Origin of the sequence: Streptomyces sp. W1SF4 (genome assembly GCF_003950035.1) — a bacterium.
Lineage (GTDB): Bacteria > Actinomycetota > Actinomycetes > Streptomycetales > Streptomycetaceae > Streptomyces > Streptomyces racemochromogenes.
Genome location: NZ_CP034350.1, coordinates 6,072,975 through 6,096,699, shown reverse-complemented (window position 1 = coordinate 6,096,699; position 23,725 = coordinate 6,072,975). Strand labels below are relative to the sequence as shown.

The following is a 23,725-nucleotide window of genomic DNA, read 5'->3' as shown; positions in this document are numbered from 1 at the left end:
CCCGGGACCGGGTGATGGCGGGCGGCGATTTCCGGCCCGTCTACCACCCCGCCGGCCTCGACAACGACCTGCGCGCCGCCGTACAGGACCTGCGCACCGGCCGCTGGCTGTCGATGGCGCGGCTGCTGGAGCGCACGGACGGCTGGGGCCTGTGGACCCAGCGCACCCAGGTGCTCGCCGCCGTCGCGGCCGGCTCCGACGTGGTCCAGGCCTGGCGGAGCGAGCAGCCCACCAGCATGGCGGCGACCGTCATGCACACCCGGGTCGCGGTGGAACGCGCCGTCCGCGCCCACCGCGCGGGACATCCCCGTACGCACGAGCTGTGGCAGGAGGCCTGGCAGTCCTGCCGGACCACCGCAGGCCTGAGCCCCGCCGATCCCGTGCCGTGGGTCTGCCTGCTCGCCCTGGCCCTCCTCGACGAGGACCGCCGGATGGACGAGCACCGGCTGCCGCCGCCCGGCCCGATGCTGCCCCCCGGGCCGTGGGGCATCCTGGCGCAGGCCGACGAGCGGGACCCGCACAACCGTGAGGCCTACCACCGGATGCTCCAGTTCGTGTACGCGGGCGCGCCCGGGCCGCGTCCGCGTACCGAGGCCGCCAACTTCGCCCGCTGGGCGGTCGCCACGGCCCCGCCCGGGTCGGCGGTGCACCTCCTGCCGCTCTACGTGCACGTCGAGCGCTACCGCCGCGAAGGCGGACAGGAACGCGCCCTCGACCTGCACTGGGTCGCGGAGGACGCCATCCGCGACGCCGTCCACGCCCTGGACGCCTGGTTCCCCTACGCCGACCCGGCGCTCGCCTCCCCGCTCGACCTGAACCACCTCGCGCACGCCCTGTGGGGAGCGCACCGGTTCGAGTCGGCGGTCCGGGTCTTCGACGCGATGGGCGGGTACTGGACCACCCTGCCCTGGGCCCTTCGGACCCGCGACCCCGCCGACGCGGCGCTCGCGGAGGAGGTGTTCCTGCGTGCCAGGTCCCGCAGCCTGGCCGGCGGGAACTGACGCCCCTCGCCCCAGGCACCCCCCACCCCCGCTCCGTCTCCCCCCGTCCCCCGCTCCAACCCCCCTCGGAGGTATCCCCGTGTCGCGCACCACGCCGGCAGCCCGCCCGGACCACAAGGCCCCGCCCCACCAGGACGAGGAGGAGCGGCTCAGAGAACTGGGCTACCAGCCCGTACTCGCCCGCCGGATGGGCGGCTTCGGCAACTTTGCCATCAGCTTCTCGGTCATATCCGTGCTGTCCGGCTGCATGACCCTGTACGGCTTCGGCCTCGGTACCGGCGGCCCGTCCGTGATGCTGTGGGGCTGGGCCGGCGTCGGCCTCTTCGTCCTGTGCGTGGGCCTGGCCCTGGCCGAGGTGACCAGCGCCTACCCGACCTCCGGCGCGCTCTACTACATGGCCGACCGGCTCGGCGGACGCCGCTGGGGCTGGTACACGGGCTGGCTCAACCTGCTCGGCCTGCTCGGCGCCATCGCCGGAATCGACTACGGCGCCGCCCTGTTCACCGGCGCCTTCCTGAACCTCCAGTTCGGCTTCGTGCCCACCCCCGGCTCGACGTTCCTGATCTTCCTGGCCATCCTGCTGCTGCACGCCGTGCTCAACCTGTTCGGCGTCCGGCTCGTCAGCGTGCTCAACTCCATCAGCGTCTGGTGGCACCTGGCCGGCGTAGCCGTGATCGTCGGCGCTCTGGCCTTCGTACCCGACCGCCACCAGTCGGTCTCCTTCGTCTTCACCGAGTTCGTCAACGACACCGGCTGGGCCAACCCGCTCTACGTCGCGGCGATCGGCCTGCTGCTCGCGCAGTACACCTTCTCCGGCTACGACGCCTCGGCGCACCTGTCGGAGGAGACCTCCAACGCCTCCGTCTCCGCGGCCAAGGGGATCGTCCGGGCCATCTGGGCTTCCTGGATCGCCGGGTTCGCGCTGCTCGCCGGGCTCACCTTCGCCATCCAGGACTACGCGGCCGTCCAGGACAGCGCCACCGGAGTGCCGCCCGCGCAGATCTTCCTCGACGCCCTCGGCTCCGGCGGCGCCACCGCCCTGCTGCTCGTCGTGATCGTCGCGCAGATCTTCTGCGGCAACGCCGAGGTCGCCGCGGCGAGCCGGATGGTCTTCGCCTTCAGCCGGGACAACGCCCTGCCCGGCTCCGCCCTGTGGCGCAAGGTGAGCGGCCGCACCCAGACCCCCGTCCCGGCCGTCTGGCTCTCGGTCGCGGCCGCCGGCGTGCTCGCGCTGCCCTCGCTGTGGTCCGCCACCGCCTACGGGGCCGTGACCGCCATCAACGTCATCGGCATCACCCCGGCCTACGCCATCCCGATCTACCTGCGGCTGCGAGCCGGGGACCGGTTCCAGCCCGGGCCGTGGAGCCTCGGCCGCTGGGGCAAGCCGGTCGGCTGGGTCGCCGTCGGGTGGGTGGCCCTGGTCACCGTCCTGTTCTGCCTGCCGCAGAAGTCCCCGGTGACGATCGACTCGATGAACTACGCCGTGATCGCCCTGGCGGTCGTCCTGGTCCTCGCCAGCGTGTGGTGGTACGCCGCCCGGCGCTCGTACGGGACCCCGGCCGCCTACGGCACCGCCCGCGAGCAGGCGGACATCGCGGAGGGCATCGTCTGACCCCCGGGTCCCGCGGAGCGGCGGGCGGCGCCGGGAGTGCCTCAGCGGCGCCCGCCGCCCGGGGCGGCGGCGCCGGGGACCGCGGCGCCCGGGGCGGGCGTCCCGCGGTAGCGGGCGTTGATGACCGCGGCCCTGGCCAGCGCCGCGGGGTTCATGAAGCGCGCCGGACCCATCAGGCGGGACCCGAAGTGGTGCATGTGGCGCGCCATGGCCTCGTCGCGGGCCGCCGCCGCGAACATCAGCCGCTCCAGGGGGTTGAACGGGCGGGCCTTGGCGTAGTCGACGGCCAGCGCCTGGTGGCCGCGCAGCCGGCGCCGGTGCGTACGGGCGTACGCCGCGAGCGAGCGGTCGAGGTCGCCCCGGCCCGCGGCGGCCGCGGCGACCGCCCCGGCCAGCCAGCTCCCGGACTCCAGCGCCCAGCCGCACCCCACGCCCCACAGGGGGTCGCCGGTCAGGGCGGCGTCGCCGATCAGCGCGAGGCCCGGCGCGGTCGGCTCGCGGGTGAGGAGCGGGTAGTCGACGGTCCCGATGATCTTGCCGATCCGCTCGGCGGAGTCGAGGTCCGGCGCCTCGGGCAGGCCCCGGACGAAGGAGCGGAAGCTGCCCTCCAGGTCGTCGCGGAAGGCCGGCAGCCGCTTCTTGTCCGGGAGCACCGCGACGACCGTCACCCCGTCGTCGTTGGGGAACGCGTACGCCATGTCGGGCTCCAGGAACCAGGCGCGGCCCAGCCCCCCTTCCAGCGTCAGGCCGCGGAAGTACGCGATGTACCCGAACCGCGCGTTCTCGTGGCTCCGGGTGGGCACCCCGGCGAGCTTGGCCACGGCCGAGTCCTTGCCGTCGGCGCCGACCACGAGCCGGGCCCGGATCTCCCGCTCGCCCCGCGGCGTCCTCGCCCGCACGCCCACGGTCCGCCCGGCTTCGGTGACCAGCCCGGTCACCTGGTGGCCCAGGAGCAGGTCGACGCCGGGGGTCTCCCCCGCCCGGGCCCTGATCAGCGGGTCGAGGGTGCTGCGCCGGACGTTGTACCCGTACGGCAGCGCGGGCCCGGCGGGGGCGGAGCGCGGATGGATCCATCCCCAACGGGTGTACCAGCGGGCCTCGTTGCGGACGGCCCCGGCCTTCTCGAGAGCGGGGAGGAGCCCGAGTTCGTCCAGTACCGGGGCGGCGTTGGCGGTCATGGAGTGGGTGCACAGCACCTTGTACGCCTCGGGGTCCGAGCGTCGTTCCAGCAGTGCGACGCGGACACCGCGCCGCGCGAGCAGGATCGCGGCGGTGCATCCGGCGAGGCTGGCTCCGCTGATGACGACGTCGTGGCCGTCTGCCGCGCTCTCGGGCTCGGTCATGCGCTGATCGCCCCCTTCGGGGTGTGGTGCGGTCGTGGGAGTGGCGCAGTGTGGAGCTGTGTGGTGCCGCCTCAACTGCAGTCGGGAGCAGCCCTGTTGTCAATGTGCCCTTTGGAGCATGATCGTCCGGTTGTCCGGTGTGGTACGGCTCAGCCGCTGGACACGGCCCGGCTCACCGCCTCCAGTCGGCGCAGGCCGGTGCGGCGTTGGAGGAGGGCCAGGGCCGTCACGCCCGCGCCGAGTGCGAGCCAGCCGGGCGGGCCCGCGGCCATGACGGCGCCGGTGAGCAGTGGCGGGCCGACGGCCTTCTGCGCGGAGGAGGAGATGCCGGCCACGCCGAGGTAGGAGGCGCGCGCCTGGCGGGGGGCGAGGGAGACGGCGAGCTCCCAGGAGGACACCGAGCGGACCAGCTCGGCGGCGGTGACCAGGGCGGCCGCGGCCAGCAGCGTCGCGGAGGCGGTCCAGGGTCCGTGCTCGGGGGTGAGGGCGAGGAGGGCGCAGGCGCCGAGCAGGAAGAGCCCGTACCAGGCGACGGCGGCCGCCGCCTGGCGGGGTGCGCGGACCTTCGCCGACACGGGGAGCTGGAGGGCGACGACCAGCACGGTGTTGAGCACGAGGAAGGCGGGGACGACGGCGTGCGGTGCGTCGGTGTGGTGGACCAGCCACAGCGGGAGCCCGACGTCGAGGAGCGAGGCGTCGAGGTTCATCGCGGTGTCGAGGAGGACGAAGCGGAGGTAGCCGCGGTCCCGCCAGGGTCCGGGGGCCGGGGCCTTCGGCCCGGGCGGGCCGTCGCCGGGTACGGGGGCGACGACGCGGCCGTGGCCGCGGGGTTCGCGCGTGCGCCACACCAGGGCGGCGGCCGCCAGGAAGGACAGCGCGTTCCCGAGGATCAGGACCTCGTACGCGCCCCGGGTGCCCACGGCGAGGCCGATGGCGGCGAGGCCCGCGCCGACGGCGCACCCGGCGTTGGCGGCGCTGCGCGACAGGGCCTGGTAGGTGGTGCGGCGTTCGCCCGCCACCCGGGTCGCGAAGAGCATTTCGAGAGTCTTGGCGGCGCGGTCGCCGAGGCAGGTGAGGGCGACGATCACCAGGAGCGCTTCGAAGCGGGTGACGACGAGCATCGCACCGAGGGTCGCCAGGCGCAGCAGGTGACAGGCGATCAGGAGGGGGCGTACGGGGCACCGGTCGGCGAGGTGACCCGCGAGGGGTGAGCCGGCGATGCCGGCGACCGCGCCGGCGCCGAGCAGCAGGCCGAGCCGGCCGGCGTCGAGGCCGACGACGAAGGTGAAGAAGAGCACCGAGGCGGCGGCCCAGATGCCGCTGCCGGTGCGGTCGACGAGCTGGCCGAGCAGCATGATCCGGGCGTCGCGGCCGCCGGGCGGCCGTCTGAGCTGTGCGATCAGTCCGCCGCCGCCGTCGGCGTCTCCGGCCGGGTGGTGGTCCGTGTCGCGTCGCCGTTCCGTGCCGAGCCGCCGCATGGCTGGCCTCCGTCTCCCCCGTGGAAAGTATCTCGATGTCGAGATACCTCACGGCAGCCTGCCCGCCATTCATCTCGACGTCAAGATATTTCCGGCCGGGCCGCGCCTCCCCGGCGTCAGGAGCGGAGCATGCGGGCGATGGCCCGGGAGGCCTCCTCGGCCTTCTCGCGCGCCCCGTCGCCGCCCTCGGCCGCGGCGTCGGCGACGCAGGAGCGCAGGTGGTCCTCCAGCAGGGTCAGCGCGAAGGACTGCAGGGCCTTGGTGGCGGCGCTGACCTGGGTGAGCACGTCGATGCAGTACGTGTCCCCCTCCACCATGCGCTGGAGGCCGCGCACCTGGCCCTCGATGCGGCGCAGCCGCTTGAGGACGTCGTCCTTGTCCGTACGGCGGGCGGGGTCTGCGGGGCGTGCGGAGAGTGCGGTGTAAGCGGTCACGGCGGTCGGATCCTTCCCGTTTGCGTCTCGTGCGTCTCCTGCGTCTCGTACGTCTGGTGCGCAACCCCCCGGGGGGTATCCGGGCGCGCCCGCTCAGTGGGAGTGGGCGCCCGGCTCCTCCGGCGCCGCGGGGGCCGCCGCGGGCCCGGCGGCGGCGCCGCCCGCGTTGACCGTGAAGGCCGCCGTGCGCACCTTGCCCTCGTGCTGGAAGTCCAGGAAGAGGCGGTACGTGCCGGCGCTCGGCGCGGTGGCGGTGAAGGAGACGTCCGGGCCGGGGCCGCCCTCGTTGGGGTGGACGTGCAGGTAGGCGAGGTCTCCGTCGCGCAGGGCGACGAGGTGCCCGTAGGCGCCCAGGTAGGGCTCCAGGTCGGTGACGGGCTTGCCGTCCTTGCTGACCGTGAGCTTGAGCTCGCCGGCCTTGCCGGGGTCGAGGGTCCCGCCCAGGGCCACCCGGTAGCCGTCCACCTCGGTCGTGTTCAGGGCCGGCGGCATCGGGGCCGGCGCGTACGCCCCGGGGACCGAGAGGTCCGCGCCCAGGGTGACGTTCTTCGCGCCGGGCACGTCCGGGGCGAAGTCGGCGAACGCCTTGTAGGCGCCTGCCGCGGGCAGGTCCACGGGCGCCGACCAGGTGCCGTCCTGCGCCCGCACCGGGTGCAGGTGGCGGTAGACCGTCAGGTCGCGCGAGGCCACGATGAAGTGCAGCTCCTTGCCGTGCTCGGTCTTGTACCCGGTGACCTTGCGGCCCTGCGCGTCCTTGACCGAGAACCGCAGTTCACCCTGGCCGGCCGCGATGTTCGGGGTGTCCAGGCTCAGCGTGTACCCGCCTTCCGAGACCTGGAGTCCGCCGGCCGCCGGCCCCTGGGCCGCCGTCCCCGGGGCGGCGTCATGGCCACCGTGGCCCGCGGGCGCCGCCGCGGATCCTCCGGGCCCCCCGGGTCCGGTGGAGGCCTGCGCCGCGTGGGCGCCGTGGGCCGGCTCGGCTGGTCCGCCCACGGGGCCCACGCCCGCACCCACCCCGTAGGCGGTGCCGAAGGTCGCCGCCAGGGCTGCGGCGAAAACGGTGATCTTCACTCCGGTGTTCATGGCTGATCTCCCCTACGACGTACGTACCAGGGCCGCATCCAGCGGTTCCCTGCACTTCAAGATACCCCCCAGGGGTATCAAGTCAAGCGGGAGGGACACTTGCGGCGCATACCTCTGGGGGGTATACCTGGAGTCAGACCGGATACCCCCAGCGGGTATGCATCGGCGACTGAGGTCCGATCTAGGAGAAACACATGTCTTCCTGCTGCACCCCCGAAGGCACCTGCGGTACGAACGCCGGCGAGACGACCACCACCGTGGCCGTGGTCGACACGACCGCCACCGTCTACCGCGTGACCGGCATGTCCTGCGGGCACTGCCGGACCGCCATCACCGCCTCGGTCGGCGCGCTCGACGGGGTCGTCTCCGTCGACGTGGACGTCGACGCGGGCCTGGTCACGGTGACCACCGCAGGCGAGCCCGACGACGCCGCGGTCACCGCGGCGGTCGACGACGCCGGCTACGAGCTGACCGGCCGGGCCTGACACCCGGTCAGTCCCCCGACCCACCCGGCCGCCGGGGCCCCGTCCGTCCCACCGGGCCCCGGCCCCCACCCCGCGCTCGAACGAGGAGCAGCACTCATGACCACCATCACTCCCGGCGCCGCCCAGGTCGAGCTCGCCATCGGCGGCATGACCTGCGCCTCGTGCGCGGCACGCATCGAGAAGAAGCTCAACCGCATGGACGGCGTCGAGGCCACCGTCAACTACGCCACCGAGAAGGCCAAGGTCACCTTCGACGCCGACATCTCCGTCGCGGACCTGATCGCCACCGTCGAGGCCACCGGCTACACCGCGCAGGAGCCCAGGGCGCCGCGCACCGACGGCGCCGCCGGCCCCGAGGGGGAACAGCCCGAGCACGACGAACTCGCGCCGCTGCGCCAGCGGCTCGTCACCGCCGTCTCGCTCGCGGTGCCCGTCATCGCGATGGCGATGGCCCCGGCCCTCCAGATCGACTACTGGCAGTGGCTCTCGCTGACCCTGACCGCGCCCGTCGTCACGTACGCGGCCTGGCCCTTCCACCGCGCCGCCTGGACCAACGCCAGGCACGGCGCGGCCACCATGGACACCCTGATCTCGGTGGGCACCATCGCCGCGTTCCTGTGGTCGCTGTGGGCGCTGTTCTTCGGCACCGCCGGCACCCCCGGCATGACGCACGCCTTCGAGTTCAGCATCGCCCGCACCGACGGCGCGGGGAACATCTACCTGGAGGCCGCGGCCGGCGTCGTCGCCTTCATCCTGGCGGGCCGGTACTTCGAGGCCAAGTCCAAGCGCAAGGCCGGCGCGGCCCTCAAAGCCCTGCTGGAACTGGGCGCCAAGGAGGTCACCGTGCTGCGCGGCGGCCGCGAGGTGACCGTGCCGACCGCCGACCTCCAGGTCGGGGACCGCTTCCTGGTCCGCCCCGGCGAGAAGATCGCCACCGACGGCACCGTCGTCGAGGGCTCCTCGGCCGTCGACGCCTCCATGCTCACCGGCGAGTCCGTGCCCGTGGAGGTCTCCGCCGGCGACTCCGTCACCGGCGCCACGCTCAACGCCGGCGGCCGCCTGGTCGTCGAGGCCACCCGGGTCGGATCCGACACCCAGCTCGCCCGGATGGCCCGGCTGGTCGAGGACGCCCAGAACGGCAAGGCCGCCGCCCAGCGGCTCGCCGACAAGATCTCCGCGGTGTTCGTCCCCGTCGTCATCGGACTGGCCCTGGCCACCCTCGGGTTCTGGCTCGGCACCGGCTCGGGCCTGGCGGCCGCCTTCACCGCCGCCGTCGCCGTACTGATCATCGCCTGCCCCTGCGCCCTGGGCCTGGCCACCCCGACCGCCCTCATGGTCGGCACCGGCCGCGGCGCGCAGCTCGGCATCCTGATCAAGGGTCCCGAGGTCCTGGAGAGCACCCGCAAGGTCGACACCATCGTCCTGGACAAGACCGGCACCGTCACCACCGGCCAGATGACCCTGCTGCGCGTGCACACCGCCGAGGGCACCGACGAGGCCGAGGTGCTGCGCCTCGCCGGAGCGCTGGAGCACTCCTCCGAACACCCCATCGCGCAGGCCGTCGCCGCCGGCGCCGCCGCCCGGGTCGGCACCCTGCCCACCCCCGAGGACTTCGCGAACATCCCCGGCCTCGGCGTCCAGGGCGTCGTCGAGGGCCACGCGGTCCTCGTCGGCCGCGGCAGGCTCCTGGCCGAATGGGCGATGGAACTGCCCGTGCACCTGGAGCGCGCCAAGTCCGAGGCGGAGGCCGCCGGCCGCACCGCCATCGCGGTGGCCTGGGACGGCGAGGCCCGCGCGGTCCTGGAGGTCGCGGACGCCGTCAAGGACACCAGCGCCGAGGCGATCCGCAGGCTGCGCGCCCTCGGCCTCACCCCGATCCTGCTGACCGGCGACAACAAGGCCGTCGCCGAGACGGTGGCCCGCGAGGTGGGCATCGACGAGGTCATCGCCGAGGTCATGCCGCAGGACAAGGTGGACGTCGTCAAGCGGCTCCAGGCCGAGGGCCGCAGCGTCGCGATGGTCGGCGACGGCGTCAACGACGCGGCCGCGCTCGCCCAGGCCGACCTGGGCCTGGCGATGGGCACCGGCACCGACGCGGCCATCGAGGCCGGCGACCTGACCCTCGTACGCGGTGACCTGCGGGCCGCGGCCGACGCCATCCGGCTCGCCCGCAAGACCCTCGGCACCATCCGCTCGAACCTGTTCTGGGCCTTCGCCTACAACGTGGCCGCCCTGCCGCTCGCCGCGGCGGGACTGCTCAACCCGATGATCGCCGGTGCGGCCATGGCCTTCTCCTCGGTCTTCGTCGTCGGCAACAGCCTGCGGCTGCGCGGCTTCCGGGCCGCCACCGACTGAGGAGTCCCCGTGGCCGGTTACTCAGAACACAAGGACGACGTCATCAGACGGCTGCGGCGGATCGAGGGCCAGGTCCGCGGCGTGCAGCGGATGGTCGCCGAGGACGTCTACTGCGTCGACGTGCTCACCCAGGTCTCCGCGATCAACGCCGCACTCCGGTCCTGCGCCGTGACCCTCCTCGACGAACACCTCGCCTGCTGCGTCACCGAGGCCGTCGCCAGGGGCGGGGACGAGGCGGACACCAAGGTCGTCGAGGCGACCCGGGCCATCGCCCGCCTGATCCGCACCTGACGGGCCCCTCCCCCGGCCCCTCGGCCGCCGCCCCTCCACCGGAACCCCCGGTGGAGGGGCGGCGGCCGTCCGGGGCCCGCGTACCTGGCCCGGGTATGCCCCCGGCGCCGGGGCGGGCCGTACGATGAGCCGCTCGCGAGGGGGAGGTCCGAGAGGGATGCGCGTACGCCGGCTGGGAGAGCTGGAGGCCGAGATCATGGACCGGGTGTGGCAGTGGGAACGCCCCGCCTCGGTCCGCGAGATCGTGGACGACATAAACCGGGTCCGCAAGGTCGCCTACACCACCGTCATGACCGTGGCGGACATCCTGTACCGCAAGGGCTGGCTCAGCCGCGAGAAATCCGGCCGGGCCTGGATGTACGAGGCGGTACGCAGCCGCGAGGAGTACACCGCGGCGCTGATGCAGGACGCGCTCGGCGACAGCCAGGACCGCAGGGCGACGCTGCTGCGGTTCGTGGAGCGGATGTCCCACGAGGACGTGGAAGCCCTGGACGAGGCGCTGCGCGCCGCCCGCACCGACCGGCCGGCCGAGGGGCGCGGCCGGTGAACCACCACGTCCTGCCGCCCCTCGGACTCGCCCTGGTCACCGGTCTGGTGCTGCCGTTACTGCTGGTGCGCGCCCGCTGGGCCCAGCAGGTGCCCCGGCTGGGGCTGGCCGCCTGGATCGCCTGCGGCGCCGCCTTCGCGCTGTCCACGGCCCTGCTGCCGGCGCAGCTGCTGCTCCCCGCGGAGACCAGCCACCGGCTCGTCGACGCCGTGCTGACCCTGACCCCGCCCTCCCGCGGGCGGCTGGCCGCGGCCACGGCGCGCGAGGCCCTCGCCGCGCTGGCGGCCCTGGCGGTGCTGGCGGTACCGGCCACCGGTTTCGTACGCGAACTCGTGCGGGCGCGCCGGGCCCGCACCCGGCACGCCGAACTGCTGCGCCTCGTCGGCCGGTACGACTCCCGGCTCGGGGCGACGGTCCTGCAGGACGCGCGCCCGGCGGTGTACTGCCTGCCGGGGCGGTCGCGGCGGGTGGTGGTGTCCTCGGGGGCGCTTGAGGTGCTGACGGAACAGGAGCTGGCCGCGGCGCTCGCCCACGAGCGGGCGCACATCGGCGGCCGGCACCACCTGCTGGTCGCGGCGGCGGGCGCGTACTCGGCGGTGTTCCGCCGGCTGCCGCTGGCCCGGATCGGCGGGCGGACGGTGCCGCTGCTGCTGGAGATGGCGGCCGACGACCGGGCGCTGCGCGGCTGTTCGAGCGACGCGCTGGCCACGGCGCTGTACGCGCTGGCCTCGGGGCGGGCGCCGCGCAGGGCGTTCGCGGCGGGCGGGCCGTCGGCGGCGCTGCGGATGCGGCGCATCCTGGGGCCGCGCCGGGCGGGACGTCCCGTGCTGCGCGGGGTGCTGGCGGTGGGCGCGGCCGTGTCGGCGGTCGTTCCGCTGGTGGTCGCGTGTTGTTGGACGTCCTGACAGCGGATTGCGCTCGTCCTCTCTCCGGCCCCAACCCGGTTAGCCCCAACCCGGTTAATTACTAAGCCAATTCGTAGATTTCCCGCCGCCCCCGGCCACTCGAATTGCCCGCTATTCTGAGCGCGTGCGGGCTCAGGACCGGTACGGCGAGAGGTGCGGAAAGAATGCTGCTGGCTGACGTGCGGACGGCAGCGCCCGGTGACGCGACGGCGATTTCCCGGCTCCTCGCCGAAGCGATTCGCGACGGCTACGGCGAGACCCTCGGGGAAATCCGGGTCGGCCGGCTGGTGTCGGACCATTGCGCCCTGCCCCGCATTCGAGCGGAAATTGGAATTCCCGGCGGAGCTCCCGCCTGGCTGGGCTGGCTGGTCGCGGCCGACACCGACGGCACCGTGGTGGGCGCCGTCTCGGGCGGCGTGCCGGTCGACGCCGAGGGCGAGATCTACGCCCTGTGCGTGACCCCGGCCCGGCAGCGGGAGGGCGTGGGCACGGCGCTGCTGGAGGCGGCCACCGACCGGATGCGGGCGCACGGGGCCGCGTACCAGCGGATCACCCTGCCCGGCGAACAGGCCCCCGCACTCCCCTTCTTCACCCACCACGGCTTCGGCACGCTCACGCCGGTCAGGCTCGGCCGCAGCCTCTGACGGCCGCCGCCCGTCCCGCGCCGGGGCGTGGCAGATCCACGCCATCGCGTGTTCACGCAGCCCGCCGCTCTGGCCCCGGACCTCCCGCCCAGGACAGGATTTCCCCAGCGGTGCGGTCCCGGCGGCACGGGAGCTCCGCCCGCCCCGGACGGCTGGACCGAGCGACCCCCTGGAGGAGCGATGAACACACCGAGCGGCGTCTTTTCCCCGCCCCGACCTCCGGTCGTGCCCGCCCCGTCCCTGCCCCTCGCGCCGGCCGCGCCCCTCGCGCCGGCCGCGCGCACGGCCGCCGTCCCGTCGTACGCGGGCTTCCTGCCCGGCCTGGAGTCGGCCGCGCCCGCCGACGAGGACTCGCTCTGGCTCCAGGACGCCCTGCTGGGCCCGCACAGCGCGGACATCGTCCGCTACCTGGGCCTCGCGCGGGACTGCGGCGGCGGCCCGGTGCTGGACCTGGGCTGCGGCGCGGGGCGGCTCGCGGTGCCGTTCGCCCGGCAGGGCTTCCGGGTCGAGGCCGTGGACCGGGACGCCGACAGCCTGGAGCGGCTGCGGGCCTGGGGCAGGCGGATCGGGCCGCACGTCTCGGAGCGCCTGGTCACCACCCGCGCCGACCTCGCGGGGCTGCGGCTGCGGGGCGGGTACCGGCTGGTCCTGCTGGCCGGGGCGATGATCTCCGCCGTGCCGCCCGGGGCCCGTCCCGGGCTGCTGCGCGAGATCGCCGCGCACCTGGAGCCGGGCGGCGCGCTCGCCCTGGACTTCACGGCGCACCAGCTGCGCGGCCTGGCGCAGGACCCCTCGCGCACCTGGGCGTTCCAGGTGCCGCGGTTCGACGGGGTGGAGGAGTGGACGGTGGCCCGCCAGGAGTTCGACCTGGACGGCATGCGGGAGCACATCACCTACCACTCCGTCCGGACGGGCAAGCCGGGCAGCGAACGGGTGGTCACGGCCACCCGGAAGTGGATCGTCGACCCGGAGCGACTGACCGCCGAACTGCACGGGGCGGGCCTGCGCGTGGAGCGCCGCCGCGGTCACCGCGTGGACGAGCGGACCCAGAGCGTCCTGCTCGTCTGCCGGGCCCGGGACTGACCCCTCGGCCGCCGTTCCGCGAGGTCGGGCAAGAGGTACGATGCCCACAAAAGTTTGAGCGGACCAGATCGCGGATGGTGGCGGGGAGATGGCTGTCGTGGAGGAGTCGACCGGCCGCGAGGCGGTGATCCAGCGCCTCCGCGACGTCGGGCTGCGGGTCACCGGGCCGCGCCTCGAAGTGCTGCAAGTGCTGTCGGCGGGCGGCCACATGGACGTCGAGTCCCTCACCGCCGCCGCCCGCGAGCGGCTCGGGACCCTCACCAGCCAGGCGGTCTACGAGATGCTGCGGCACTTCCTGGAGACCGGGCTGGCGCAGAAGTTCGACCGCCCCGGCCTGCCGGCCGTCTTCGAGATCGCCGGCCCGCCCCACCAGCACGCGCTGTGCGTGCGCTGCGGCCGGGTGGAGAACGTGCGGGCGGAGGTGCCCGAGCCGGTCGGCGACACGATCCGCGCGTGGCGCATGGGCGAAGGCGCCGAGATCACCTTCAAGGGGCTGTGCCCCGACTGTCAGGCCACGCCGCGCGACTGACGGCCCACCCCCGGCCGTCTCCCGTCGGCCGCAAGGGAGTTGGCGCGCGGAAGGTCCCGTACCACCCCCGCCGGAGCCCCGTCCGGGCCGGCCGGAAGCGCAGTCGCGCACCTCAGAGGCACCCTGTGACGCCCGTCACATCCCGTTCGCGGGGACGGGAGCCCTCCCATAGGTATGTGCCAAAGTGTGACTGTCGATTCGTAAGATGAGGGGGTCGCTTCGCGATGGCAACGGGCGACGGCAGGGACGGCATCCAGTCCGCCGACAGGGTGCTGGCCTTCTATCAGGAGCTGCGCCTGCGCGGGGTGTCCGACCTGAACGAGGTCTTCCGGGAGCTCGGCATCGCGCCCGAGGAGTACGAGAAGTGGCGCGCCGAGCTGACCTCCCTCGGCCTGATCGTACCGACCGGCACCACCCACGCCACCCGCGCCGACCTCCAGTCCGGCGCCTGGGAGCCGGGGCCCGACGCGGTCACCGTGATCGACCCCGAGATCGCCCTGCTGCGGATGCTCCAGCGCGAACGCGAGCGGCTGCGCGAGCACCTCGACGAGTCCGACCGGGCGTACAGCGCGCTGGAGAACCTGGTCGGACGGTTCCTGCGGCCCGGCTCGCTGAACGCGTCCGACGTCGAGGTCGAGATCCTCGACGACTACGGCCGGATCCAGCAGGTGCTGGAGGACATCACCGACGTCATCCGGCACGACCTGACGTCCATGCACGTCACTGCGCTGGTCCGGGAGGTCGCCGACCGGGTGCTCAGCCGCGACCGCCGGCAGATCGACAACGGGGTGCGCATCCGGGCCATCTACCACCAGCGCATCACCACCTCGCCGGAGGCGGTGGAGATGCTCCGCCGCCGGGTCGAGGCGGGGGTGGAGATCCGGCTCTCCCCCGCCGTCCCGATGAACATGATCATCGCGGACCAGCAGTTCGCCGTGCTGCCCGTACACCCCGAGGACCGCGCGGCCGGCGCGATCCTCGCCCGCGGCCCCGCCCTGGTCCGCTCCTACCTCGCGCTGTACGAGCACTGCTGGCACGCGGCCACCCCCTACGGCGACGACGTCGCGCCGGAACTCGGCGGCGACGGCCTTTCGGAACAGCAGCGGGCCGCCCTGAAAATGCTCGCCTCGGGAATGAAGGACGAGAAGGTCGCACGAAATCTCGGGGTGTCCCTGCGGACGGTGAGCCGCATGCTGTCCGAGCTGATGCAGGAAATGGGCGCCTCGAGCCGTTTCGAGGCCGGCGTACGCGCCCAGCGGCTCGGCTGGCTGGACTGATTTCACAGGACACGCACCGGGAAAACGAAAAGCCCCGCGTCCGCGGGAGGCGGTCACGGGGCTTCGGCCCGCCCGCCCGAGCGGGGCAGGCCGGGCGGGTCAGGGCCTTCAGTCCCAGCCGTTGCCGTCCGCGCGGGACACCGCGCCGACGGCGACGGCCCCGGTACAGGACGGGCGGACGAGAGCGGCGTGACGGGAGTTCGCGCGGATTCGGGTGGTGCGCACGACGGACATGATTCCTCCAGGAAGTCTGAATATCGATTCCGTCTCCGCGGATCCGTGCCGCCGGTATTCCGTCGAAGACATCTCCATTCTCATATGGATTCCGCGCCCGGACCACTTTCCTGTAGCGCCTTTAGGGCGGATCTGGAGTTCATACAGACGTTACACCTGCACACCTTTGGTCAGCTCAAAAGAGCTGTTAGGGTGGCCCTCCGGCCTTCTCGGCCCTCCAGGGGAGAGGCGTCGGCGAGGCAGGAGCGTGCCGCCGCTCCTGCCTCACTCACCTCCGGCCCCCACCGCTCCTCGCGCAGCACGTCCCGGTAGACCTCCAGGGTGCGCGCGGCCGCGGCCCGCCAGCTCATACTCCGCGCGTGGCGCACCGCCGCCCGCCCCATCCGCGCGGCCTCCTCCGGCCGCCCGGCGAACCAGTGCAGCCAACGGGCGTACTCCAGCGGGTCGTTGCCGCGTACGAGCCGTCCCGTCACCCCGTCGCGCACGGCGGTCGGCAGCCCGCCGACCGCCGACGCCAGCACCGGGGTCCCGCAGGCCTGCGCCTCCAGAGCGACCAGCCCGAAGGACTCGCTGCGCGAGGGCACCAGCAGCACGTCCGCCGCCCGGTACCACTGCGCGAGCTCCGCCTGCGGCACCGGCGGGCAGTGCCGCAGTACGTCCGACACCCCCAGCTCGCGCGCCAGCTCCCAGGCCCCGCCGCGCGGCCCGGCCCCCGAGTCGCCGCCCACCACCGGGACGATGGTCCGCCGGCGCAGCCCCGGTTCCCGGCGCAGCAGTTCGGCGACGGCCCGGACCATCACGTCCGGGCCCTTCAGGGGCTGGACGCGGCCCGCGTACAGGGGGACGAACGCGCCGGCCGGCAGTCCCAGCCGGGCCCGCGCCGCCGCCCGCCCCCGGCCGGGCCCGAAGGTGCGCAGGTCGACCCCCGGCCGGACGACCTCCGTGCGCCGCTCCTCGGCCGCGTACAGCTCGCGCAATGCCCGTGCCTCGTCGGCGGTGTTGGCGATAAGGCGGTCCGCGGAACCGACGACCTGGTGCTCGCCGCGGATCCGCAGCTCCGGCTCGGGGGCGTCGCCGTCGGCGAGGGCCCCGTTCTTCACCCGGACCAGGGTGTGCGCGGTGTGCACCAGCGGGATCCGCCAGCCGGCCGCGGCGATCCGGCCCGCCTGGCCGGAGAGCCAGTAGTGCGAGTGGACCAGGTCGTAGCGGCGCTCCCGCTTGAGCAGCGCCAGCGAGAACGGAACGACCAGGGCGGGCATGTCCTCCTTGGCGAGGGCGGCGCGCGGGCCGGCCTCCAGGTGGTGCACGCGTACGCCGGGGCCGAGGGCGTCCGGGGAGGGGCGGGCCTCGCCCCGGCAGCGGGTGAACAGGTCCACTTCGACGCCGTGTTCGGCGAGCGCGCGGGACAGCTGGACCATGTAGACGTTCATGCCGCCCGCGTCCCCGGTGCCGGGCTGGTGCAGCGGCGAGGTGTGGACGCTGAGCATGGCGACGCGCAGGGACACGTGGAGCTCCTACGGGCAGGGGCCGCGCCCGCCCCGCACCGCCGGGCGACCGGCGCGCGGTCACGCGGCGAGGAAGGGTTTCTGTCGTGGTGCGGTGGTGCGGTGGTGCGCTCGCGCGGGGGGCGTGCGGCGTCGGGCGGGGTGTGGGCGTCGGGCGCGGGGTGCGCGTCGGGCGCGGGGTGCGCGTCGGCCCCGGTGTCGGCGTCGTGCGCGCCGGGCCCGTGGTGTGCGTCGTGCGCGGCGTGCGCGTGCCGTCGGTGCGGGAGGCGCGCCGCGGCCCGGCGCTAGAAGCCGAACACCGGTCCCGATGGCGGGGCCAGGCGCGTGCCCGGGGCCGGCGGGACGAGGGCGGCGGCCGAGACCGGGCCGCCCGGTCGCGTCCTGAGGGCGGCGGCCAGCCGGTCCGCGCCCTCCGGCATCACCGGGCGCGCCCACGCGCCCAGCGCCCGGGCCACCGCCAACTGCGCGGCCAGCACCGGCAGGTGGCGGCCGGCGCCGGTGGGGCGGTGGGCCTCGTGCGCGTTGACGTGCCCGAAGTCCGCCGCGGAACGCACCATCTCGTCGAGCAGCGCGACCGCCCTGCGCGGGTCGAAGCCCTCCGGGGAGTAGGCCTCGCGCAGGTCCTCCAGCCCGCGCAGCAGCCGGCGCTCCAGCAGCTCCCAGCCGGAGCCTGCGGGAAGGGCTTCCGGGGCCCGTCCCGCGCACTCCTCGCGGACGGCGGCGAAAAGCCGGGCGAGCCAGCTGTTCCAGCTCTCGTCCAGCTCCCGGCGGGCGGCGGCGAGCCGGTCGGCGCGGAAGGCCGTGCGGCGGCCGAGCGGGCGGGCCTGCAGGACGTGCCGGCGCAGGGTGTCCGAACCGTACTCGGTGATCAGGTCCAGCGCCCAGGCCTTCGGGCCGGAGCCCCGGACGAGCGCCTCGTCCTCGATGAGGTACGCCTCGTTGACGCAGAAGTGCTGGGGCAGCTTGAGCCCCTGGGCGAACAGCAGCACCGGCAGCAGCACCGCGTGGCAGAAGGCGTGGCCGAACCCGCAGAAGTGGACGGCCCGTTCGGGCAACGGCCGGTCACCGTGGCCGAAGAGGTGCATGGCGGCCGCCTCGAAACAGCCGTCGATCCGGTGCTCGGGGAACCCGTCGACGGGGACGGGCAGCCCCCACTCGGCGGGGTGGGACACCGCGATGTCCGGCAGCCCGTCCTCCACGAGCGACTCGCACAGCGCGGCCAGCCTCGGCGGCAGCCCGGTGCCGGCCCAGTACTCGGCGAGGGCCTCGCGGTACGGCTCCAGCGGGACGTACAGCCGCCGGCAGCGCCGGAGCGAGGCCGGGGAGTCGCACAGGGCGCAGCGCGGCTCCAGCAGGTCGCCCCCGTCGTTGGGGCGGGCGCACTCGTGGCACATCCCGCCCTCGCAGGCCGCCGCGCAGTGCGGGCAGGTGCCGGTGACGTGTGCTCCGTGGAGCCAGCGCCCGCAGGGCTCGCAGTACGGGGTCAGGCGGGTGCGGGCGGCGATGACGCCGTCCGCGTGGAGCTGCCGGAAGAGCTCCGTCAGCCGGCCCCGGTAGCCCTTGTCCTGGCGGGGTCGCACGACGTGGTCGAACTCGACTCCCGAGCGCAGCCAGTCCGACGTGATCGCGGCGCGGTACCCCTCGGCGACCTCCTCCGGTTTGCGGCCGGCGCGGAGCGCGCGGACGTGGACGGAGCTGTCGTGGTCGGCGGTGCCGGTGGTGAACCGGACGGGTTCGCCCTCGGCCCGCAGGAACCGGGCGAGTACGTCGGCGGCGACGTACGGTCCTGCGAGATGGCCGACGTGCAGTTCGCCGTGGGTGGCCGGCGGGGTCGCGGTGATCCAGACGGGGGTGCTCATGGGACCTCCTTGACGCTGTGGTGCGAAGGACGCAGCGAGGCTCGGAACGGAAGGGACAGCGGGTGCCCAGCCAAGACTGACAGAGAAACGGACCGCCCGGTCTGGTATCGGCTTGCGCGTTCGCGCCGTTGCGTGGACACGCCAGCGGACCTCCCCACGGCCGGTGCGCGGCCGGTGCGCGGCCCTCAGGCGGCGCAGTCCGCCGGCACCCGCAGCCCCCGCACCACCTCGGTCCACAGCTCGTACGTGGCCAGCGCCCACAGCGCGAGCGCGTCGCCGTCCGAGGGCCGCTCCAGCTGGCGGGCCAGCAGGGTCCGCACCCGGTCCGGCCGGACCTGCCCGGCCCGCGCCAGCCGCTCCGCCGACAGCAGGTCGCGTACGGGTTCCAGCAGCGGCCCGCCGGGGGCGAGCATCGCGGTGACCGGCAGCGCGAACGGCTGCCGGGGCCGCCGCCGTACGGCCCGGGGCAGCAGCTCCCGGCCCGCCTCGGCCAGTGCCCGCCGGTCCTGGAGCAGGCGCGGCGGCAGGGCCCGGGCGTGCGCGGCCACCTGCGGCCGGCAAAGCGGCGTCCGCGCTTCGACGGCCGAGGCCATGCCCAGGTGGTCGAGCCGGCGCAGGTGCCGGGACGGCAGCCGCCAGCGGCCCTCGAACGTGGTGACCGCCGCCAGCCGGTCTCCGCCCGCCGAGCGCAGTTCCCGTTCGACGCGGTCGGCGGCCGAGCCCTCCTCCTCGATGAAGGCCCGGTAGTCGGGCGTGTACAGGTACTCGCGCAGCAGCCGCGGCGCGGCGGACAGCCCGTCCGTGTAGGCGGCGGCCCAGTCGGCGACGAACGGGCCCGTGCCCGCCACCCGCGTACGCGCGTCGGCACCGAACAGCTCGTCGGCGCCGTCCCCGGTCAGGGCCACGCTGTACCCGGCCCGCCGCACGGCCCGGAAGAGGGCGTACGTGCTCAGCGCGGCCGGATCGGCGTCAGGCTGCCCCAGGTGGCGGGTGGTGAGGGTCAGCAGCGACCCCAGCTCGGCCGGGTCCAGGGCGACTTCGTGGTGGACGGTACGGGTGTGCCGGGCCACAGCGCGGGCGTACGCGGCCTCCCCGTCGGGCCACCGCCCCCGGTAGCGGAGGTGGAAGCCGTGCGGGGCGGGCGCCCCCGCCTCCCGGGCGTACTCGGCCGTCAGCGCGGTGACCAGGCCCGACGCGAGCCCGCCGCTGGTGAGGACGCACACCGGCACATCGGCCCGCGCGAGGCGGCGCACCTCCCGGCGGAGCACGTCCGCGGTGGACCGGCGTCCCCGCTCGGGGGCCGGCGGTGCCGGGAGCCGCCGCAGCGCCGCCGGTCTGCCCGGGTGCACGACGGCGGTCACGCCGGGCGGCAGGGTACTGATGCCCTCCAGGGCGGTCCGGGCGGTGATCGGGGTGCGCAGGGCGAGGACGGTGTCGAGGCTGTCCGCACGCGGCGCCGCCCGCACCCCGTCGAACGCCAGCAGCGCCGGGATCTCGGAGGCGAACCGGAACGCCCCGTCCGCGCCCTGGTGGTAGTGCAGGAACCTGCCGCCCATGGGGTCCACGGCCAGGACCAGGCGGGGGGCCGCGCGGACGTCGACGACGGCGACGGCGAACATCCCGTCGAGGCGCTGCGCGAATCCCGTCCCGTACTCGGCGTACAGCGCGGGCAGCAGCGTGCCGTCGCACAGGTCGGGGAAGCGGTGGCCGCGGGCGGCGAGTTCGCGCCGCAGCTCGGCGTGGTTGTAGATCTCCCCGCCCAGGACGGCGACCACCCCCGGCAGGTGGGCCAGCCGGTACGGCTGCCGCCCGCCGCGCGGGTCGGTCACCGCGAGCCGGTCGCAGCCCAGCGCCCACCCCGGCCCGCGCAGCACCTGGTGCCCGTCGGGGCCGCCGTGCCGCTGCCGGGCCGAGACGGCCGCCAGCTCGGCCGGGTCGGGTGCGGCCGCGCCGGCCGCGAGCGAGCCGAAGATCCTGCCCATGCCGGACGCCTCCGCTTCCCACGCGTGCGTGGTTCCCTCGACGATGTGGAGCAGTCAGACCTGCGCGTGGCGTACAGGCGACATGTCGCGAGTACGCCAAAGGGGCCGCCTTGCGGCGGGTGCCCGAGCCCAACACGCTGATCACATGGAACACTTCGCGACCGATCACACAGACCGCAGCGCCCCCGAATCCCTGCTGGTCGTGGCCGCGCACCCGGACGACATCGAGTTCTGCGTCAGCGGGACGGTCATGCGGTGGATCGCGCAGGGCACCACCCGGGTGACGTACTGCATCGTCACCGACGGCGGTGCGGGCGGCTACGACGAGCAGCTCCCGCGCCAGGCCATGGGGGACCTGCGCCGGGCCGAGCAGGTCCACTCGGCCAAGCGCAGCGGCGTCGACGACGTCCGCTTCCTCGGCTACCCGGACGGTTACGTCGAGGCGAGCGTGGAGCTGCGCCGGGACCTGTGCCGGGTGATCCGGCAGGTCCGGCCGCAGCGTGCCGTCATCCCGAGCCCGGAGATCAACTGGGGCCGGATCGCGGACCTGCACCCGGACCACCGGGCGGTGGGCGACGCCGCCCTGCGGGCCGTCTACCCCGAGGCGCGCAACCCGTTCGCGCACCCCGAACTCCTCAAGGAGGAGGGCCTGGAGCCGTGGATCGTGCCGGAGCTGTGGCTGATGACGGGGCCGACGCCCAACCAGTACATCGACGTCACCCCCGTCTTCGACCGCAAGGTCGAGGCCCTGCGCATCCACACCTCGCAGACCGCGCACTTCGACGACCTGGCGGGGCTGCTGCGGGAGTGGCTGGGCGAGCACGCCCGGGCGGCGGGGCTGCCCCCGGGCCGGATGGCGGAGGCCTTCCAGGTCGTCAGGACCGACTGACCGGCCGGGGGCCTTCCCGGGGCCGGGCCGCGTGCGCCCTGTGGGGCGTACGGGACCTGGCCGTCGTGCTGTCCGGGGTCACCGGTAGACGAGCAGTTCCGCCTCGGCCGCGCCCGCCAGTTCGTAGCGGGTCGCGACCAGGGGGCGGCCGGAGTAGAGGCGGATCAGCGTCGCCGCGTCGCCCCGGAAGCGGGCCGGGGGCCGGCCCGGCACCTCGTTGCCCAGGACCAGCGGGCCCCCGGGGCCGCCGGTGTCCGCGACCAGCCGGGGCGTGTCCCGTTTGCGGCTGACCATCCGCAGCAGGGGCAGGGCCAGCGGCAGGCTGTCCCCGGCGTACGCCCCGGGCTCCCCGAAGGCCGCGCGGACGTCGCCCGCGTGGATCCACTCCCCCAGGGCCACGGCGTCGAGCGTGCCGTCGCCCCCGGCGATGACCGGGCCGGCCTCGCCGAGCCCGCGCTCCAGCTCGTCCACGATCCGCGCCAGCGGCCACTCCGCGCGTTCGGCCACGTCGGCGGCGTTGGCGGCGGGCAGGAACACGCCTTCCTCCAGCCGGCCCTCCACGATGCGAACCAGGGCGGCCCCGCAGTGCGCGAGCACGTCCCGTACGGTCCACCCCGGGCAGGCGGTGCGCAGCCCGAACGCCGACTCCGGCGTACGCCGCAACAGCGGGAGCAGCGCGTCCCGTTCGGTGCGCAGCAGCCGGTCGGGCAGCCACGGGTCGCGCACCTCGGCGTCGGCTTCCACGGCCGCTTCCATGATGGCCACGGCCGTCAGTAGCGGTAGTGGTCGGGCTTGTACGGGCCCTCGACCTTGACGCCGATGTACGCGGCCTGCTCGGGGCGCAGGGTGGTGAGCTTGACGCCGAGGGCGTCGAGGTGGAGGCGGGCGACCTTCTCGTCGAGGTGCTTGGGGAGCACGTAGACGTCGGTCGGGTACTCGGACGGCTTGGTGAAGAGCTCGATCTGGGCCAGGGTCTGGTCCGCGAAGGAGTTCGACATCACGAACGAGGGGTGGCCGGTGGCGTTGCCCAGGTTCAGCAGGCGGCCCTCGGACAGCACGATCAGGACCTTGCCGTCGGGGAACTTCCAGGTGTGGACCTGCGGCTTGACCTCGTCCTTGACGATGCCCTCGATCTTCGCGAGGCCGGCCATGTCGATCTCGTTGTCGAAGTGGCCGATGTTGCCCACGATGGCCTGGTGCTTCATCTTGGCCATGTCCGAGGCCATGATGATGTCCTTGTTGCCGGTCGTGGTGATGAAGATGTCCGCGGTCTCCACCACGTCCTCGAGGGTGGCGACCTGGTAGCCGTCCATCGCCGCCTGCAGCGCGCAGATCGGGTCGATCTCGGTGACGATGACGCGCGCGCCCTGGCCGCGCAGCGACTCCGCACAGCCCTTGCCCACGTCGCCGTAGCCGCAGACGACCGCGACCTTGCCGCCGATCAGGACGTCGGTGGCACGGTTGATGCCGTCGATCAGCGAGTGCCGGCAGCCGTACTTGTTGTCGAACTTCGACTTGGTGACGGCGTCGTTCACGTTGATCGCCGGGAAGAGGAGGGCGCCGGCCTGGTGCATCTCGTAGAGGCGGTGGACACCGGTCGTGGTCTCCTCCGTCACCCCCCGGATCCCGGAGGCGAGCTCGGTCCAGTTCAGGGCGGAGCGGCCCAGGAGTTCGAGGACGAGGGCCATCTCCTCGTTGTCGGCCGTCGACGGGTCGGGAACGGCCCCGGCCTTCTCGAACTCGACGCCCTTGTGGACCAGGAGGGTGGCGTCCCCGCCGTCGTCCAGGATCATGTTCGGGCCCGCGTGCCCGGGCCAGGTCAGCGCCTGCTCCGTGCACCACCAGTACTCCTCCAGCGTCTCGCCCTTCCAGGCGAAGACGGGGATCCCCGCGGCCGCGATGGCCGCGGCCGCGTGGTCCTGCGTCGAGTAGATGTTGCAGGACACCCAGCGGACCTCCGCGCCGAGGGCGACGAGGGTCTCGATCAGCACGGCGGTCTGCACGGTCATGTGCAGGGAGCCGGTGATGCGGGCGCCGGCCAGCGGCTGCGCCTCGGCGTACTCCTCGCGGATCGACATCAGACCCGGCATCTCGTGCTCGGCCAGGGTGATCTCCTTGCGGCCGAAGGCGGCAAGGGAAAGGTCCGCGACCTTGAAGTCCGTGAACCCGTCAGACATGGGAAGTGCTCC

21 protein-coding genes are annotated in these 23,725 nt (G+C 74.3%); 12 read left to right on the top strand and 9 right to left on the bottom strand.

Translation table 11 applies throughout. From position 1 onward, the window contains the following. Positions 1-14 precede the first annotated feature (14 nt). Complete coding sequence (locus D1J60_RS28410; protein WP_125604227.1) at positions 15-1,001, top strand: hypothetical protein; 987 nt, start codon at positions 15-17, stop codon at positions 999-1,001. Between the two features lie 73 nt (positions 1,002-1,074). Further along, entirely contained in the window at positions 1,075-2,613 is a 1,539-nt protein-coding gene (locus D1J60_RS28405; RefSeq protein ID WP_125603833.1) for an amino acid permease, read from the top strand. A 41-nt stretch (positions 2,614-2,654) separates the two neighbouring features. Here the strand turns inward: D1J60_RS28405 and D1J60_RS28400 are convergent, their stop codons facing one another. The 4 genes from D1J60_RS28400 to D1J60_RS28385 all read right to left on the bottom strand — a co-directional run bounded on the left by D1J60_RS28400 (position 2,655) and on the right by D1J60_RS28385 (position 6,951). Beyond that, positions 2,655-3,956 (bottom strand): NAD(P)/FAD-dependent oxidoreductase, encoded by a 1,302-nt coding sequence (locus tag D1J60_RS28400; RefSeq protein WP_125823011.1) that lies wholly within the window; start codon positions 3,954-3,956, stop codon positions 2,655-2,657. Positions 3,957-4,105: 149 nt separating this feature from the next. Next, positions 4,106-5,434, bottom strand: a complete 1,329-nt coding sequence (locus tag D1J60_RS28395; protein WP_164720982.1) for an MFS transporter — start codon at positions 5,432-5,434, stop codon at positions 4,106-4,108. A gap of 116 nt (positions 5,435-5,550) precedes the next feature. Continuing rightward, positions 5,551-5,868, bottom strand: coding sequence for a metal-sensitive transcriptional regulator (locus D1J60_RS28390; RefSeq protein ID WP_125823010.1), 318 nt, complete (start codon positions 5,866-5,868; stop codon positions 5,551-5,553). A gap of 93 nt (positions 5,869-5,961) precedes the next feature. After that, entirely contained in the window at positions 5,962-6,951 is a 990-nt protein-coding gene (locus D1J60_RS28385) for a hypothetical protein (protein ID WP_125823009.1), read from the bottom strand. Positions 6,952-7,145: 194 nt separating this feature from the next. On the opposite strand from D1J60_RS28385, the gene D1J60_RS28380 reads away from it, so the two are divergent. The 9 genes from D1J60_RS28380 to D1J60_RS28340 all read left to right on the top strand — a co-directional run bounded on the left by D1J60_RS28380 (position 7,146) and on the right by D1J60_RS28340 (position 15,067). Then, positions 7,146-7,436 carry a cation transporter gene (locus D1J60_RS28380; protein WP_125603832.1) on the top strand — a complete coding sequence of 97 codons (291 nt, stop codon included), beginning with the start codon at positions 7,146-7,148 and terminating at the stop codon, positions 7,434-7,436. 96 nt (positions 7,437-7,532) lie between these two features. Then, positions 7,533-9,791 (top strand): heavy metal translocating P-type ATPase, encoded by a 2,259-nt coding sequence (locus D1J60_RS28375; protein ID WP_125823008.1) that lies wholly within the window; start codon positions 7,533-7,535, stop codon positions 9,789-9,791. Between the two features lie 9 nt (positions 9,792-9,800). Beyond that, positions 9,801-10,082: a metal-sensitive transcriptional regulator gene (locus D1J60_RS28370; RefSeq protein WP_125605416.1), complete on the top strand. Its 282-nt coding sequence runs from the start codon at positions 9,801-9,803 to the stop codon at positions 10,080-10,082. Positions 10,083-10,239: 157 nt separating this feature from the next. Further along, complete coding sequence (locus D1J60_RS28365; protein ID WP_125823007.1) at positions 10,240-10,629, top strand: BlaI/MecI/CopY family transcriptional regulator; 390 nt, start codon at positions 10,240-10,242, stop codon at positions 10,627-10,629. Next, positions 10,626-11,534, top strand: coding sequence for a M56 family metallopeptidase (locus D1J60_RS28360; RefSeq protein WP_125823006.1), 909 nt, complete (start codon positions 10,626-10,628; stop codon positions 11,532-11,534). The genes D1J60_RS28365 and D1J60_RS28360 overlap by 4 nt, the downstream gene beginning before the upstream one ends. A 164-nt stretch (positions 11,535-11,698) precedes the next feature. Next, positions 11,699-12,178 (top strand): GNAT family N-acetyltransferase, encoded by a 480-nt coding sequence (locus D1J60_RS28355; RefSeq protein ID WP_125823005.1) that lies wholly within the window; start codon positions 11,699-11,701, stop codon positions 12,176-12,178. A 180-nt stretch (positions 12,179-12,358) separates the two neighbouring features. After that, positions 12,359-13,261: a class I SAM-dependent methyltransferase gene (locus D1J60_RS28350; RefSeq protein ID WP_125823004.1), complete on the top strand. Its 903-nt coding sequence runs from the start codon at positions 12,359-12,361 to the stop codon at positions 13,259-13,261. Between the two features lie 88 nt (positions 13,262-13,349). Further along, on the top strand, positions 13,350-13,790 hold the full coding sequence (locus D1J60_RS28345; RefSeq protein WP_241253420.1) for a transcriptional repressor: 441 nt from the start codon (positions 13,350-13,352) through the stop codon (positions 13,788-13,790). A 224-nt stretch (positions 13,791-14,014) separates the two neighbouring features. Then, the gene (locus tag D1J60_RS28340) at positions 14,015-15,067 is read left to right on the top strand and encodes a helix-turn-helix transcriptional regulator (protein WP_241253419.1); all 1,053 of its coding nucleotides are present in this window, start codon (positions 14,015-14,017) and stop codon (positions 15,065-15,067) included. A 404-nt stretch (positions 15,068-15,471) separates the two neighbouring features. Here the strand turns inward: D1J60_RS28340 and mshA are convergent, their stop codons facing one another. The 3 genes from mshA to D1J60_RS28325 form a co-directional block, all read right to left on the bottom strand. Further along, positions 15,472-16,806, bottom strand: coding sequence for a D-inositol-3-phosphate glycosyltransferase (gene mshA / locus D1J60_RS28335; RefSeq protein ID WP_125823003.1), 1,335 nt, complete (start codon positions 16,804-16,806; stop codon positions 15,472-15,474). Positions 16,807-17,090: 284 nt separating this feature from the next. Next, positions 17,091-18,665, bottom strand: a complete 1,575-nt coding sequence (locus D1J60_RS28330) for a class I tRNA ligase family protein (protein WP_125823002.1) — start codon at positions 18,663-18,665, stop codon at positions 17,091-17,093. A gap of 185 nt (positions 18,666-18,850) precedes the next feature. After that, positions 18,851-20,647, bottom strand: a complete 1,797-nt coding sequence (locus D1J60_RS28325) for an asparagine synthase-related protein (RefSeq protein WP_125823001.1) — start codon at positions 20,645-20,647, stop codon at positions 18,851-18,853. A gap of 145 nt (positions 20,648-20,792) precedes the next feature. On the opposite strand from D1J60_RS28325, the gene D1J60_RS28320 reads away from it, so the two are divergent. After that, positions 20,793-21,536: a PIG-L deacetylase family protein gene (locus tag D1J60_RS28320; RefSeq protein ID WP_125601975.1), complete on the top strand. Its 744-nt coding sequence runs from the start codon at positions 20,793-20,795 to the stop codon at positions 21,534-21,536. A 78-nt stretch (positions 21,537-21,614) separates the two neighbouring features. Here the strand turns inward: D1J60_RS28320 and D1J60_RS28315 are convergent, their stop codons facing one another. Both D1J60_RS28315 and ahcY read right to left on the bottom strand, forming a co-directional pair. After that, complete coding sequence (locus D1J60_RS28315; RefSeq protein ID WP_125824225.1) at positions 21,615-22,292, bottom strand: maleylpyruvate isomerase family mycothiol-dependent enzyme; 678 nt, start codon at positions 22,290-22,292, stop codon at positions 21,615-21,617. A 14-nt stretch (positions 22,293-22,306) separates the two neighbouring features. After that, entirely contained in the window at positions 22,307-23,713 is a 1,407-nt protein-coding gene (gene ahcY, locus D1J60_RS28310; protein ID WP_206436587.1) for an adenosylhomocysteinase, read from the bottom strand. Positions 23,714-23,725 lie beyond the last annotated feature (12 nt).